Genomic DNA, 13,793 nt, shown 5'->3' with positions numbered 1-13,793 from the left:
AGGCGACCATGTCCCCCTCTTACGACGTCATCGTCCTCGGCCTCGGCGGCATGGGCAGCGCCGCCGCCCACCATCTCGCCGCCCGCGGCACCCGGGTCCTGGGGCTGGAGAAGTTCGGCCCGGTGCACAACCGCGGCTCCAGCCATGGCGGTTCGCGCATCACCCGCCAGTCCTACTTCGAGGATCCCGCCTACGTACCGCTGCTCCTGCGGTCGTACGAGCTCTACGAGAAGCTGGAGCGGGACACCGGCCGCGCGGTCGCCACCCTGTGCGGCGGGGTGATGGTCGGCCGCCCCGACAGCCGTACCGTCAGCGGCAGTCTGCGCTCCGCCCGGCAGTGGGACCTCCCGCACGAGATGCTCGACGCGAAGGAGATCCGCCGGCGCTTCCCCACCCTCACTCCGGCCGACGACGAGGTCGCGCTGTACGAGGCGCGGGCCGGGCTGGTGCGCCCCGAGTACACCGTCGCCGCCCATGTCCAGCTCGCCACCCAGGACGGCGCCGAGCTGCACTTCGAGGAGCCGGTCACCCGCTGGGAGGAGCTGCCGGGCGGATCCGGCGTTCGCGTCCACACTCCCGAAAACACCTACACAGCGGGGCAGTTGGTGATCTGCCCGGGTGCCTGGGCGCCGCAGCTGCTGACCGATCTCGGGGTGCCGTTCACCATCGAACGGCAGATCATGTACTGGTTCGCCCCCGAAGGCGGCACCGCGCCGTACGTCGCCCGGCACCACCCGATCTACATCTGGGAGGACGCGGTGGGCGTCCAGATCTACGGCTTCCCCGCGATCGACGGCCCCGAGGGCGGCGCCAAGGTGGCCTTCTTCCGCAAGGGCACCCCCTGCACACCGGAGACCATCGAGCGCACGGTGCACGACCACGAAGTGCGCGCCATGGCCGACCAGGTCCGTCCCCGGATCCCCACCCTCCCCGGCCGCTTCCTCAAGGCCGCCACCTGCATGTACTCCAACACCCCCGACGAACACTTCGTGATCACCCGGCACCCGGCGCACCCGGAGACGGTCACCGTCGCCTGCGGCTTCTCCGGCCACGGCTTCAAGTTCGTACCGGTGGTCGGCGAGATCGTCGCCGATCTGGCGCTGACCGGAGCCACCGCGCACCCCATCGAGCTGTTCGACCCTTCCCTTCGCTTCGCTGGGGAGGCCCCTGGCCGGCCCGCCGCCGCGGCCGTTTGAGGAGGGCACCATGACGACCCCATCCATGACGACCCCATCCATGACGACCCCATCCATGACGAACTGCGCTGTGCCGCCCGCCCCGGCCGCGTCCCCTGTCGCCGCGCCGAGCCTGATCGCCACCCTCGCCGGCCACTACTACACCGACCCCGAGATCTTCCGCCAGGAGCAGGAGAAGATCTTCGAGCGCCTGTGGTTCTGCGCGGTGCGCAGCGCCGACCTGGAAAAGCCCGGCGCGTTCCGGACCGTACGCATCGGCCGGGAAAGCGTCCTGATCACCCGTAACCGCGCGGGCGAGCTGCGCGCCTTCCTCAACATCTGCCGGCACCGCGGGGCGCAGCTGTGCACCGAGGAATCGGGCGAGGTCCGCCGCAACCTGCAATGCCCGTACCACGCCTGGACCTACGACCTGGACGGCCGGCTGATCGCCGCGCCCAATCTGCAGAAGATGCCGGACATCGACCGTACCGAGCGCGGCCTGGTCACCGTCCCGCTCCGCGAATGGCTCGGCTATGCGTGGGTGTGCACGTCCGACGATCCCCCGTCCTTCGAGGAGACGGTGATCGGCGCGGTCGTCGAGCGGCTGGGCGACCCGGCCGCCATCGACCGCTACCGCACCGAAGGGCTCGCCCTGGGCAAGCGCCTCACCTACGACGTCCGGGCCAACTGGAAGCTCATCGTCGAGAACTTCATGGAGTGCTATCACTGCGCGACCATCCACCCCGAACTGACCGATGTCCTCCCGGAGTTCGCGGACGGCTTCGCCGCCCAGTACTACGTCGGCCACGGCGCGGAGTTCGCGGCGGAGGCAGAGGGATTCACGGTGGACGGCAGCGCGGGGTTCGGCCGGCTGCCCGGCATCGAGGATGGCCAGGACCGCCGCTACTACGCGATGACCATCCGGCCGCAGGTGTTCGTCAATCTCGTCCCGGACCACGTCATCGTCCACCGGATGTTCCCGATGGCCGCCGACCGCACCGTCGTCGAGTGCGACTGGCTGTATCTGCCCGAGGTCGTCGGCTCCGGCGCGGATGTCTCCCGTTCCGTCGAACTCTTCCACCGGGTCAACGTCCAGGACTTCGACGCCTGCGAGCGCACCCAGCCGGCCATGGACTCCCGCGCCTACCGGGACGGCGGCGTCCTCGTCCCCAGCGAGCACCACATCGGGGAATTCCATCGCTGGGTCACCGAGCGCCTGGGCTGAGAGCGGGCCGCGCCGCCTGCCGACCGCCGTGGGGCCCGACGCGAGGCCTTCGCGACCGCCCCTCTGCACCGAAGGGCGGTCGCGACCGGGCTCAGTCCTGTGCCTCCGCCGCGACCGGCTTCGGGATCAGGAACGACGTGGCGATGGCGAGGGCCATGATGACGACGCCCGCGATCATGCCGGCCGTGTAGCCGGCGTGCGAAGTGGGGTCCGCGGGCGCACAGGCCGTCTTGACCGCGTACAGGAGGGCGAAGCTGAGGCCCGCGCCGAGGTTGAAGGCGCCCGCGTTGAGGCCGGGCAGGAAGCCCGGGTTCTCGCTGGGGGAGAGGACGATGCCGAGCCCGTTGAGGACGATGTTCGCGACGCCCGCGTAGGTGACGCCGACCAGCAGGGAGGCCGCCAGCAGCAGGATGTGCGAGTGGCTGCCCAGGGTGAGGAACATCAGGACGACGGTCGCCACCGCGCCGATGAGGCCGAGCCGCAGGATGCGGCCGTAGCCGAAGGTGGCGGCGAGGCGGCCGGCGACCGGGCCCATGGCGAGGCCTGCGAGGGCGTAGGGGGTCAGCGTCCACCAGGCGGACTGTTCGGCGCTCATGCCGAGTCCGGCCTGGGCGTCCTGGGCGAACGCCGGGATCAGGCCGTTCATGACGGCGAACACGCCGGTCATGGTGAGCACGGTGGTCAGCAGGGTCGCCCAGGTGGCGCGCTGCTTGAGGTGCCGGGTGGCGACCAGCGGGTGGCCGCTGCGGTTCTCGGTCCGCCAGAAGGCGGCGAAGGCGGCGGCTGCCACGACCACGAGGACGGCGACCAGCGACCAGTCGGCCGCGGCGAGCTTGCCGGCCTCGTTCAGCGCGATCAGCAGGGCGCCGATGGAGACGACGAGGAGGGCGACTCCGGGCCAGTCCATACGGCTCGCGGCCGGTGCCTTGGACTCGGGCGTCAGGGTGGCGATCAGGGCCGTGGCCACGGCCGCGACGCCCGCCATCGCCCAGAAGACCGACTGGAAGCCGTGGTGGTCGGCGAGGTAGCCGCCGGCGAGGGAGTCGACACCGGCGATGCCGCCGTTGACGGCGGTGATCACACCCAGCAGGGTGCCGTACCGCTTCGGCTCCTTCACCTCGACCCGCAGCATGATCAGACACAGCGGGACGACCGGACCGGACACGCCCTGGATGATGCGGCCGGCGAAGAGCATCGGCACGCTGGTCGCGAGCGCCGCGACCACACAGCCGACGACCATCAGGCCGAGCATGCCGGCCAGCACCTTGCGGCGGCCGATGACATCGCCCAGCCGGGGCAGGAAGAGGGAGAACAGCGCCGCCGAGGTGAAGAACGCCGTCTGGGTGAGGCCGATCTCCGCGGAGCTGGCGCCGAGGGTGTCCTCGATGCTCTTGAGCGCGGGGCTGAGCATGCTCGCGTTGAGCTGGAAGGCGAAGCAGGCCACCAGCAGCGCGGTGACCAGGACGCCGATGCGGACGCCGGAGCCCTGCGGTGCGGCGGACGGACGTGTCTCTGTGGTGCTCGTGCTGCTCATGCCGCTCTCCGTGGTGCTGGTGGTGCTCATGCCGCTACGTCGCCGATCCGCTCGAGCGCGTCCACCACGAGGTTCCAGAACCGCTCGTGGTCGAGCTTGACCGCAACCTGGGTGGTGCAGTCCGCGGGGGCGGGCGCGCGGAAGTCCGTCACGGTCATGCCGAGGGTGAGCTCCCCGCGCAGCTCGATGTCGACCGGGGCCTTGCGTACGGTCATCACGTCCGGGTCGATGACATAGGCGACCGCGCAGGGGTCGTGCACCGGCGGGTGGTCGAAGCCCTGGTTCTCCCGGTAGGCCTCGCGGAAGAAGTCCAGCAGCTCCAGGACGAACCGGGCGGGCTCGGTGCCGACGGCGGCGATCTTCGCCTCGACCTCGGGGGTGGCCAGCGCCTGGTGGGTGAGGTCCAGGCCGACCATGGTGACCGGCCACTTCTCGTTGAAGACGATATGGGCGGCCTCGGGGTCGATCTTGATGTTGAACTCGGCGACCGCGCTCCAGTTGCCCTCGTGGTAGCCGCCGCCCATCAGCACGACCTCACGCACCCGCTCCGCGATCCGCGGCTCCTTGCGCACGGCCATCGCGATGTTGGTCAGCCCGGCGGTCGGCACGATGGTGATCTCGCCCGGCTCATGCGCCATCACGGTGTCGATGATCAGGTCGACGGCGTGCCGGGGGTCCAGCTCGAAGGCCGGCTCGGGCAGGTCGGGCCCGTCCAGACCGGTCTCGCCGTGGACTTCCGGGGCGGTCTCGACGTCCCGTACGAGGGGGCGCGGGCAGCCGGCGGCGAAGGGGACACCGGTGATGCCGGCGACGGCGGCCACCGACAGGGCGTTACGGGTGACCTTCTCCAGCGTCTGGTTCCCGACCACGGTCGTCACCGCGACCAGCTCGACATCGGGATTGCCGTGAGCCAGGAGCATGGCGACCGCGTCGTCGTGCCCCGGGTCGCAGTCGAGGATGATCTTTCTGGCCATCGGACGAGCCCCTTTGCTCTGCGGAACGGTGGTGCAGGGTGAAGTCTCTTCGGCGCGCCGCAGGAGGCTGCTACCTCGGGAAAACGTTCTCCGGGAATTTCGCTCATGGGGCCGTCCGATGTCAACGAAATGTGAGGCATACGACCTACTACTCACCGGTACGGACACGGTGCGTGGGCGGTGATAACGTTTGCCGCCACCGTGACCGAGTGCAGCCGTGACCGAGGGCAAAGGGGCGCAACAGCGTGGCCGAAGTGACCTTGAAGGACGTCGCGCGCGCGTCCGGCTGCTCCATCGCCACCGTCTCCCGGGTCCTGGCCGGCACCCGCCCGGTCGGCGCCGAGACCGCCCGCACGGTACGGGACGCCGCCGAACGCCTCGGCTACCGCCCCAACCAGGTCGCCCGCGCCCTGCGCAGCCGCTCCACCGGCACCGTCGGCCTCGTCCTGCCGCAGATCACCAACCCCTTCTTCCCGTCCCTCGTACGGGAGTTGGAGCACGCCCTGCACGCCGAGGGCCGCGCCGTACTGCTCGCCGACTGCGACGACGACCCGCTGACCGAGGCGGCCCGGATCGGCGCCCTCCTGGACCGTCAGGTCGACGCCCTGCTGCTGATACCGGTCGATGAGCGCCGCAGCCGGGACGCGGTGGCGGACGCGGCGACCCGGGTGCCGCTGGTGCTGCTGGACCGCGGCTGCGGCCCCGGCGTCGCCGACTCGGTCGCCGTCGACAACGCCGCCGGTATGGCCCTCGTCCTGGAACATCTGGCCGCCACGGGCCGCCGCCGCCCCTGCTTCGTGGGCGCGGCCGGGACCGCATCGGCGGCCGTCGAGCGGCGGGTGGCGTACGAGACCGGGGCCGCGGCGCTCGACGAAGGGGCCCCCGGACGCATCGAACTCGGCGACTTCTCGGTCGAGTGGGGCCGCGCCGCCGTCGACCGCATCTGGCCCGCCCGCCCGGACGCCGTCGTCTGCGCCAACGACCTCATCGCCGTCGGCGCGCTGCAACGGCTGCGTCAGCTCGGCGCGGACGTCCCCGGCGAGGTCGCCGTCACCGGCTTCGACGACATCCCCCTGGCCGGCCTCGCCGATCCGGCGCTGACCACCGTCCGCCAGCCCGTCGGCGAACTGGCCGCCGAGGCCACCCGGTTGCTCGTCCGCCGCCCCGGCGGAACGGGATCCCGCCGGGCGGTACGGCTCGCACCGGAACTGGTGGTCCGCGCCTCCTGCACGCCGCGGGAGAGCCCGGCCCGCTGATCACCGGTGCAGCCCGGCCATCGGACGGCCCCGGCCGCCCCTCGCAGGAGCCGCGCCCCCGCTGCTACCCGCGCCGCAGCACACCACGGACGAACGCGGCCTGTCCCGCATGCTGCAGATCATCGGTGATCACGCTCACCAGCCGCACGCCCAGCGTGACCGGTGGCGCCCAGCCCTCGTCGACGACCCGGTCCAGGTCCTTGACGTGCAAACCCTTGAGGAACCGGACCGTGTTGTCGTGCACGGCCCCGTGATAGCCGTTCAGCAGCTGCCGGCTCACGTCCCGTACCGCCGCCACGTCCTCGGGGGAGTGGCCGAATCCGGTGTCGGCGTCCGCGAACGGCAGGGCGAACCGCTCGTACCACCCCTGTGCGGTCCACAGCTGCTCGGTACCGGCCGCGTCGGCGATGTGGTCGTCCTGGACGCGGGTGAGGTGCCAGACGAGCCAGCCGATCGAATTGGCGTCCTCGTCGAGCCGGGCGCTGAGTTCGTCGGTGCCGAGTCCGGAGAGCACGTCGTCGACGATTTCCTGGATGCGTCCGAAGGCATCGACGAGAAGGTCCGTGCCGGCGCTCATGGCGGGGCTCCTTTCCTGGGGGGTCGGTTCTCGTGGCGGCGGGCCGTGAGCGGGTCGGGTCTCATGGGGCCGGGTACCCCGAGTGGGACGCCGGGAGGCCCAGCCACCGGTCGGCCCCGGGGGCGACCGTGAACGTCCGCCCGCCGAGCCGCACATGGACCGGCCCGTTGCCCCCGACCGGTACGGCGACCCGTACCCGCTCCGCCCGCAGGGCCAGGCCGATGTCCCAGTGCCGCCGATAGCGGATCCGTACCGCGAACTTCGAGAGCTGCGGAAGCGGCGCCGGCGCCAGCCACAGCGCACCGTCGCGGGTCTCCAGCCCGGTCATGCCGCGCTGGACGAGATCCAACGTGCCCGCCATCGCGCCCAGATGGATGCCCTCGGTGGTGGTGCCGCCCTGGAGGTCCGCGACGTCGCCGGTCAGCGCCTCCTCGCAGTACGACCAAGCGTCGTCGTGCCGTACCCGCGCCAGCACCCAGGCGTGGACCAGGGCGCTCAGCGTCGAGCCATGGCTGGTACGGGCGAGGTAGTACTCGACGGTGCGGCGCCAGATGTCGTCGTCGAGGGCGTAGCCGAGCTGCCGGAAGACGTCGGCGAGTTCGGCCGGTGAGAAGAGGTAACCGAGCATCAGCACATCGGCCTGTTTCGAGGCCTGATAGCGGTTGACGGTGTCGCCCTCCGCCTCCAGGATCCGGTCCAGCCGCCGGATGTCGCCGTACCGCCTGCGGTACTCCGCCCAGTCGAGCTCCGCCAGATCCGGGTAGCCCGCGAACTGGCTGATGACGCCCTGGTGGTAGGGCACATACAGCCGGTGCGCGATGTCGTCCCAGCGCGCCATTTCCTCCTCGCCCAGGTGGTTGCGCTCGCACAGCTCCCGGCGGCACGCCTCGGGAAGCGCGCGGCCGAGATCGAGCGCGCGCCGCAGCACCCACGCGGCGGTGACATTGGTGTACGCGTTGTCGTCCAGCCCCGGCTCCGCCGCGCCCGGATAGCTGTCGTGGTACTCGTCCGGCCCGACGACCCCACGGATGCGGTACCGGCCGATGCTCGGGTCCCAGGTCGCGCAGTCCGCCCAGAACCGTGCGATCCCCAGCAGCATCTCCGCGCCATGTCCGTACAGGAACTCCATGTCGCCGCTGGCCTGGCAGTACTGCCAGATGTTGTACGCGATCGCCGAGCCGACGTGGTGCTGGAGCCGCGAGTGATCGGGCAGCCAGCGCCCCGAGCGCGGGTTCAGATGCAGCTGCTGGGTCTCCTCGCGGCCGTCGCTGCCGCTCTGCCACGGATACATCGCCCCCGCCCGGCCCACCTCCCGCGCCGCCCGGCATGCCGCGGGCAGCCGGCGGTGACGGTAGTCGAGCAGCGCCCGGGAGACCTCCGGCAGATGCAGATTCAGGAACGGCAGCACGAACAGCTCGTCCCAGAAGACGTGTCCGCGGTACGCCTCACCGTGCAGCCCGCGCGCCGGTACGCCGACGTCCAGCTCGGCGGTGTGCGGCGAGAGCGTCTGCAGTACATGGAAGAGATGCAGCTGCAGGATCTCCCCCGCCTCCCCGGGCACCTCCAGCTCCGCCCGCTCCCACAGGTGCTCCCAGGCGGCACGGTGCGTGGCCAGCAGCCGGGGGAAGTCCGGGGCCGCGAGCGCACCGTCGACGGCCGCGCGCAGCGGGCTGCCGATCGCCGGATCGCGCGAGGTGTACAGCGCCACGGTCTTGTCGACGACCGCGGTCGACCCGGTCCCGAGGACGGGCAGCCGCAGCCGCTGCCCGACCCGCTGCCCCCCGCGCTCGGTCGTCCGAGGCGGCACGCCCCGCCCCGAGCCGACCTGGATCCGGGCGGCCAGCGCGATACGGACATCGGAGTCGAGGGTGCGGCAGCTCAACCACACCGTGTCACCCTGCTCGTGTCCGCACTCCCAGTCGGCGAGGTGCCGACTGGCCAGCTCCCGGTAGCGCGCCACGCCGTCATTACGGACGTCCCCGTCGATCCCCGTCTCCACCTCCACCTCGCCCGCCCACCCATCGGCGGTGAACAGCGTGCGCAGCGCGGCCAGATGAGGGTCTCCCATATGGACGAGACGGGTCTGCTTCACCCGCAGCCGCCGCCCGTCCTCCTGCTCGTACGTCGACCAGCGCGTCAGCGTGCCGTGCCGCAGATCCAGCGTCTGGCGGTGTTCCGCCAGCTGCGGATGGTCCGGGGACAGCCATGGCCCCGGGGGCGCGTCGGAGGGACACATGCGGTAGCGCAGCGGCAGCCAGTTGGGCAGGTTGACCATGTCCTCGTTCTCGACCTGCCGTCCCGCCACCGTGGAGGTCAGCCGGTTGTAGCAGCCCGCCGCGTACGTGCCGGGGTAGTGCACGGGGCCGGCGGGCGTCTCGGTCGCCGCGCCCCGCGTGACGAAGTAGCCGTTGCCGAGCGCGCACAGCGTTTCGCGCAGCCGCTCCGCCTGCGGGTCATAGCCCTGGTACGACCAGGTCCAGCCCGAGTTCATCGGTCCTCCCCGGAGGTCAGCAGTTCGCCCGGGTCGGCCACGACCAGGTCCGCGCCGCTGCGGCGCAGGTCGGCCGCGCCGACCGAGCCGTCCGACCGGTCCACGCCCACCACCAGGCCGAAGCCGCCGCGCCGCCCTGCCGCGACGCCGGCCAGCGCGTCCTCCACCACGGCGGTGTCCGCGACCGGGACGCCCAGCCGCCGGGCCGCCTCCACGAAGAGCGCCGGATCCGGCTTGCCGGGCAGCCCCAGCCGATGCGCCTCGTTCCCGTCCACCACGACCCCGAGGAGCCCCAGCACGCCCGCCGCCGACAACAGCTCGCCCGCATGCCGGGAGGCGGAGACGGCGGCACACGGCACCCGCTCGCGCCCCAGCACCCGCAACAGCCGCACCGTGCCGGGCCAGGCCGCCACGCCCGACGCCCGCAGAGCGGCCCGGAACAGCTCGTCCTTTCGGGCCGCGACCGCCCGCACGGTCCGCGTACCCGGCGCATCGTCCGGCTCTCCGAGCGGCAGCCGCACCCCCCGGGAGGCGAGGAACGCGGCCGCCCCGTCCTGCCGGGAACGCCCGTCGACGTAGCGCAGGTACTCGTCCACCGGGTCGAACGGGCGCTGCCCGCCGACGGCCGCCAGACAGGCGTCAAAGGCGCCCTGCCAGGCCGCCGCGTGCACCGGGACGGAGTCCGTGATCACCCCGTCGGTGTCGAAGACCACGGCCCGCAGCGAACGCAGGCTCGCGGCCAGGGACGGCGCGCCGCTCATGATGACGGATCCCTTCGTCAGGGCCTCCTCGCCGGGGATCGTGTCCGGGCCTTCTCTCCATGGCACCACGACTTCCCGCCGGGCGCGCCCGCGCCGGAAGCCCACCGCCAAAGCCGCCCCCGAGGGCGCCAGATCAAGGAGAGCGACGCTTCGGTCACTGGGGGATGCCCGCCGAGGGCGTGGTCCTGGGCCCGCCGGCCGGGGCCGGGATCCGTCCGCTCAGCAGGCGCCCGGCCCCCGGAACGCGGGGTTCCAGGCCGAGTTCCTGCAGGATGCGGTAGGCCGTCGCGGTCGCCGCCGACAGCACCGGCAGACCCGCCGCGTCCTCGACCGGCTGGATCGCGGCGAGCGAGGGCATCTGTACGCAGGCCGAGAGGACCAGGGCATCGGCCCGGCGCAGGTCGAGCCGCTGCCAGTGGTCGCGCAGGGCGGCGGGGTCGAGACGGGCGACCGCAAGGTTGTCCGGCACCTCCAGGCTCAGGGCGTCCACCACCTCCACCCCCGCGTCCTCGATGTAGTCGACGACCAGCGAGGTCAGCTCCTTCATGTACGGCGTGATGACGGCGATGCGGCGGGCGCCCAGGGCGGCGATGCCGTCCAGCAGCGCGCCCGCACTGGAGACCACCGGGGCCGGTGCGCCCTGGCTGCGGAGCGCGGCGGCGATGTCGGCCTCGGCGGCGCAGTGGTGGCCGGGGCCCTGCGCCATGATGGCGACCAGACAGGCGGAGGCGACGACCCCGGGCCGGGCGTCGGCCAGTTCCAGGGCCGCCCGCTCGGTCTGGGCGTTCATACCGCGCAGTTGCTCGGGCGTGACGTGCTGCATCCGCATCCGGCTGCTGTGGAAGAGGAAGCGGTCCCCGGGGTGCTCGCGCTCCCGCTCGTGCAGCATGCGCGGCAGCTCGGTCTCCATCGTGAGGTTGGAGCTGGGGACTATCAGGCCGATGTGGTGGTCGGTGGGACGGTCGATGGGGTGGTCCGTCACGGGTTCTCCTCGGGGAGGGGGAGTGAGGCACCCGTGCGGACGACGGGTGCGGTCAGTGGTCCCCGGCCAGGCTTTCCCAGCGGTCGGCCAGGGAGGTCAGCAGGTGCATCAGATCCGCGCGCTGGGCGTCGTCGTACGGCTGCAGGAGCCGTTCGTCCAGTCGGCGGGCGCGGTCGTGGGCGTCGCGGAGGGTCCGTTCGCCCTCGTCGGTCAGGTGCAGCAGCTTGCGGCGGCCGTCGGCCGTGTCGGTACGCCGTTCCAGCAGGCCCCGGTTCTCCAGCCGACGGGCCACATCCGCCATCGTGGAGGTGTCCAGCGCCACCGCCGACGCCATCGACCGCTGATCGCGTCCCGGGGCCGCATCCACGGCCGTCAGCACCGCGAACTGCGGCCCGGTGAGCGTGGCGTCCACCGCGCGTACCCATATCGCGAGATACGCCTGGTAGAGACGGCGCACCTGATAGCCGGGCGCGGCGGTCAGGGCCTGCGGAATCGCGGGCGCGGGGTCGGAGGAAGCGCTCTCATCAGCCATGGGGCAACTCAATCACGGGGTACCGGCGCATCGCCGACGGCTTCGTCACGGTCGGACGATCACCCAACCATCGGGCGCAGCGCCTGTCGTAGGACTGCCAGTGCCGCGGGCGGGTTGTCCCAGAAAACCATGTGCCCGGCGTCCGGGACGGCGCTGAAGGAGGCGGAGGGCCGCAGGCTACGCGCCTCCGCCACGCCGGCCGCCGTCACCACCGGGCTGTCCGCGCCGTACAGCAGGGCTGTGGGACCGGCGACCGACGGCCACCAGGCGAAGAAGTCCTCGGTCTCGAAGCCGCGGTGGGTGGCGATGATCGCCTGCCGCTCGCAGCTGGACAGCCAGCGGGCCCGCAGTTCCTGTTCCCGGCGCGGCCAGCGCGGCCAGGAAAGGGCCACCTCGTCCGCGTCCGTGCCGCGCTCCGCCTGCGTCAGCTGGCCCAGGAACGCCTCCAGGGCGGTCGGATACGGACCGCGGCCGGGGCCGCTCATCGGCGGGTCCACCAGCACGCTGCCTCCGGTGGCGGCCTTGCCGCGGGCCGCGACCACGGCGGCGATCCGCGCACCCATGGAATGCCCGAAGAGGAGGGGCCGGCGCAGGCCGAGCCCGTGGACGAGGGCCTCGGTGTCCTCGGCGTACTCCTCCAGGCTGTAGGTGCCACCGCCGTCGGAGAGTCCGCGGCCGCGGATGTCGACCACCAACGGGCGGACCAGATCGGTGAGTTCACGCGCGACGAAGTCCATGGTGACGGCCGGGCTGGTGATGCCCGGCAGCATCACCAGGGCGGGGCCGCGGCCGCCGTAGTCCAGGACGTGCAGCCGGGCGCTGCCGGAGCGGACCCATCGGCCGGTGGCCGGGACGTCGGCCAGATCTGCGAGGGCGGACTGCAGTACGGCCCGCGGGGCGTGGGGCACGGAAACCTCCTGAAGGGGAGTGGGAGCCGGTCAGGCGGGGTGGGGCACGGGCCGGGCGAGGTAGTCGACGGCTTCTTTCTGGTCGATGACGTCGCCGTATTTCGCCTGGATGTCGAAGAGGGCCGCATCGTGCGGCCCCTGCGCGCGGTCGCCGACGCATGCCCGGGGGGCGAGGACGGGGAAGCCGGACTGCACGGCGTCGACCGCGGTGGCCCGTACGCAGCCGCTGGTGGTCGCCCCGCAGATCACCGCCGTATCGCAGCCGAGTCCGGTGAGGGTCGCGGCGAGCGGGGTGCCGAAGAACGCCGAGGCGCCCTTCTTGACCACCAGGAGGTCCGACGCGGGGCGGTAGGGCAGCCGCGGGTCCAGGTCGACCGCCTCGCTGCCCGCCACCAGGGCGCGCAGGCCCGGCGCCTTGCGCAGCCAGGCGAGGGAGTCACCGGAGGCCTCCGCGGGGGTGTAGGCGATAGCGGTGAAGATGACCGGGACGGCGGACGTTCGTGCCGCGGAGATCAACTCGCTGGTGGACTCGACTACTTGGGTGAGATCGGCGCCGGTCGGAAAGCGGTCCTCGGTGAAGCCGCGGGTGAGGTCGACGACGATGAGCGCGGGGCGGCGGCCGCGGCGCACCGGGGCGCCGAAGCCGGCGCGGGCGTAGGTGTGGTCGGTGGCCGCTCCGTACCGGCCGGTGCTGGTGCTGGTGCTCATGCGCGTCGGGCCTCCTTGACCTGGCGGCTCAGGGTGTGCAGCCGGCCGAGCAGCCAGCCCTCGAACACGCCGAAGGCGAAGGCGGCGGCGAGCGGGCCGTACTTGGCGAGGGCGGGACCGGCGAGGAGCGAGAGCCCGTCGAGCTCGGGGGCCGGGCCGGAAGCCGGTGCGGACGCGGGGGCCGGGGCGCCGACGGGTGCGACCGCCGTACCCCCCGCCCCGTCCTCGGCAGCCAGCAGCCCGCCCAGATTCCGCGCGAACTGCTCCAGAATCCGGTCCGACACCGTACCGATGGCGCCCTTGCCGAACTGGGCGAGCTTGCCCCGGATGATCAGGTCCGTCGACAGCTCCAGCCGCGCGCCTTCCGGGGCCTCGGCCACCGTCAGTGTCACCTCCGCCTCCGCATCGCCCCTGCCGTGCGTATCGGCGCCGCGGGCCTGCACCCGCAGCCGCCGCCTTCCGGCATCGGCCTCCAGGAAGCGGACGCTGCCGGCGTAGGCGGCGGTGATCGGGCCGACCCGGACCGTCACCCTGCCCTGCCAGGAGTCGCCGTCCCGGCCGTCCAGCGACGCGCCCGGCATACAGGACGCCACCCGCCGGACGTCGTTCATCAGGGCGAACACCTCGTCCGGGGTGGCGTTCACCGGAACCGTGTGGGTGAGCTGCATCC

Annotated in this window: 13 protein-coding genes; 3 read left to right on the top strand and 10 right to left on the bottom strand. The window is 72.4% G+C overall.

Going from position 1 to position 13,793, the window contains the following annotated elements; genetic code table 11:
* The first annotated feature begins 8 nt into the window (after positions 1-8).
* Positions 9-1,196: an N-methyl-L-tryptophan oxidase gene (solA, locus tag ACIGWZ_RS17030; protein WP_400065243.1), complete on the top strand. Its 1,188-nt coding sequence runs from the start codon at positions 9-11 to the stop codon at positions 1,194-1,196.
* Between the two features lie 55 nt (positions 1,197-1,251).
* Positions 1,252-2,400, top strand: a complete 1,149-nt coding sequence (locus ACIGWZ_RS17025) for an aromatic ring-hydroxylating dioxygenase subunit alpha (RefSeq protein WP_400065241.1) — start codon at positions 1,252-1,254, stop codon at positions 2,398-2,400.
* Between the two features lie 91 nt (positions 2,401-2,491).
* Here the strand turns inward: ACIGWZ_RS17025 and ACIGWZ_RS17020 are convergent, their stop codons facing one another.
* Together ACIGWZ_RS17020 and ACIGWZ_RS17015 are read right to left on the bottom strand one after the other, a co-directional pair.
* On the bottom strand, positions 2,492-3,934 hold the full coding sequence (locus ACIGWZ_RS17020; RefSeq protein WP_400065239.1) for an MFS transporter: 1,443 nt from the start codon (positions 3,932-3,934) through the stop codon (positions 2,492-2,494).
* A 26-nt stretch (positions 3,935-3,960) separates the two neighbouring features.
* Entirely contained in the window at positions 3,961-4,908 is a 948-nt protein-coding gene (locus ACIGWZ_RS17015) for a nucleoside hydrolase (RefSeq protein WP_400065237.1), read from the bottom strand.
* Between the two features lie 254 nt (positions 4,909-5,162).
* Between ACIGWZ_RS17015 and ACIGWZ_RS17010 the strand changes: the two genes are divergently transcribed.
* The gene (locus ACIGWZ_RS17010; RefSeq protein ID WP_400065235.1) at positions 5,163-6,164 is read left to right on the top strand and encodes a LacI family DNA-binding transcriptional regulator; all 1,002 of its coding nucleotides are present in this window, start codon (positions 5,163-5,165) and stop codon (positions 6,162-6,164) included.
* Positions 6,165-6,228: 64 nt separating this feature from the next.
* On the opposite strand, the gene ACIGWZ_RS17005 is transcribed toward ACIGWZ_RS17010, so the two are convergent.
* From ACIGWZ_RS17005 to ACIGWZ_RS16970, 8 genes are all read right to left on the bottom strand, one after another.
* Positions 6,229-6,741 (bottom strand): DinB family protein, encoded by a 513-nt coding sequence (locus ACIGWZ_RS17005; protein WP_400065233.1) that lies wholly within the window; start codon positions 6,739-6,741, stop codon positions 6,229-6,231.
* A 61-nt stretch (positions 6,742-6,802) separates the two neighbouring features.
* On the bottom strand, positions 6,803-9,232 hold the full coding sequence (locus tag ACIGWZ_RS17000) for a glycoside hydrolase family 65 protein (RefSeq protein WP_400065231.1): 2,430 nt from the start codon (positions 9,230-9,232) through the stop codon (positions 6,803-6,805).
* Positions 9,229-9,993 carry an HAD family hydrolase gene (locus ACIGWZ_RS16995; RefSeq protein WP_400065229.1) on the bottom strand — a complete coding sequence of 255 codons (765 nt, stop codon included), beginning with the start codon at positions 9,991-9,993 and terminating at the stop codon, positions 9,229-9,231. Before ACIGWZ_RS16995 ends, ACIGWZ_RS17000 begins: the two co-directional genes overlap by 4 nt.
* Before the next feature lie 154 nt (positions 9,994-10,147).
* Positions 10,148-10,975, bottom strand: coding sequence for an Asp/Glu racemase (locus ACIGWZ_RS16990; protein WP_400065227.1), 828 nt, complete (start codon positions 10,973-10,975; stop codon positions 10,148-10,150).
* A gap of 52 nt (positions 10,976-11,027) precedes the next feature.
* On the bottom strand, positions 11,028-11,507 hold the full coding sequence (locus tag ACIGWZ_RS16985) for a MarR family winged helix-turn-helix transcriptional regulator (protein ID WP_400065225.1): 480 nt from the start codon (positions 11,505-11,507) through the stop codon (positions 11,028-11,030).
* A gap of 59 nt (positions 11,508-11,566) precedes the next feature.
* The gene (locus ACIGWZ_RS16980; protein WP_400065223.1) at positions 11,567-12,415 is read right to left on the bottom strand and encodes an alpha/beta fold hydrolase; all 849 of its coding nucleotides are present in this window, start codon (positions 12,413-12,415) and stop codon (positions 11,567-11,569) included.
* Positions 12,416-12,445: 30 nt separating this feature from the next.
* Entirely contained in the window at positions 12,446-13,123 is a 678-nt protein-coding gene (locus tag ACIGWZ_RS16975) for an isochorismatase family protein (RefSeq protein ID WP_400065221.1), read from the bottom strand.
* Positions 13,120-13,791: an SRPBCC family protein gene (locus ACIGWZ_RS16970; protein ID WP_400065219.1), complete on the bottom strand. Its 672-nt coding sequence runs from the start codon at positions 13,789-13,791 to the stop codon at positions 13,120-13,122. Before ACIGWZ_RS16970 ends, ACIGWZ_RS16975 begins: the two co-directional genes overlap by 4 nt.
* Between the last annotated feature and the right edge of the window lie 2 nt (positions 13,792-13,793).

Source organism: Streptomyces sp. NPDC053427, assembly GCF_044544985.1.
Lineage (GTDB): Bacteria > Actinomycetota > Actinomycetes > Streptomycetales > Streptomycetaceae > Streptomyces.
This window is presented reverse-complemented; position numbering and strand designations above follow the sequence as displayed.

Bases quoted from the DNA above. Each gene is read 5' to 3' on its own strand.
- solA (WP_400065243.1), top strand. From the start codon at position 9: ATGTCCCCCTCTTACGACGTCATCGTCCTCGGCCTCGGCGGCATGGGC.
- ACIGWZ_RS17025 (WP_400065241.1), top strand. From the start codon at position 1,252: ATGACGAACTGCGCTGTGCCGCCCGCCCCGGCCGCGTCCCCTGTCGCC.
- ACIGWZ_RS17020 (WP_400065239.1), bottom strand. From the start codon at position 3,934: ATGAGCAGCACGAGCACCACAGAGACACGTCCGTCCGCCGCACCGCAG.
- ACIGWZ_RS17015 (WP_400065237.1), bottom strand. From the start codon at position 4,908: ATGGCCAGAAAGATCATCCTCGACTGCGACCCGGGGCACGACGACGCG.
- ACIGWZ_RS17005 (WP_400065233.1), bottom strand. From the start codon at position 6,741: ATGAGCGCCGGCACGGACCTTCTCGTCGATGCCTTCGGACGCATCCAG.
- ACIGWZ_RS17000 (WP_400065231.1), bottom strand. From the start codon at position 9,232: ATGAACTCGGGCTGGACCTGGTCGTACCAGGGCTATGACCCGCAGGCG.
- ACIGWZ_RS16995 (WP_400065229.1), bottom strand. From the start codon at position 9,993: ATGAGCGGCGCGCCGTCCCTGGCCGCGAGCCTGCGTTCGCTGCGGGCC.
- ACIGWZ_RS16985 (WP_400065225.1), bottom strand. From the start codon at position 11,507: ATGGCTGATGAGAGCGCTTCCTCCGACCCCGCGCCCGCGATTCCGCAG.
- ACIGWZ_RS16975 (WP_400065221.1), bottom strand. From the start codon at position 13,123: ATGAGCACCAGCACCAGCACCGGCCGGTACGGAGCGGCCACCGACCAC.
- ACIGWZ_RS16970 (WP_400065219.1), bottom strand. From the start codon at position 13,791: ATGCAGCTCACCCACACGGTTCCGGTGAACGCCACCCCGGACGAGGTG.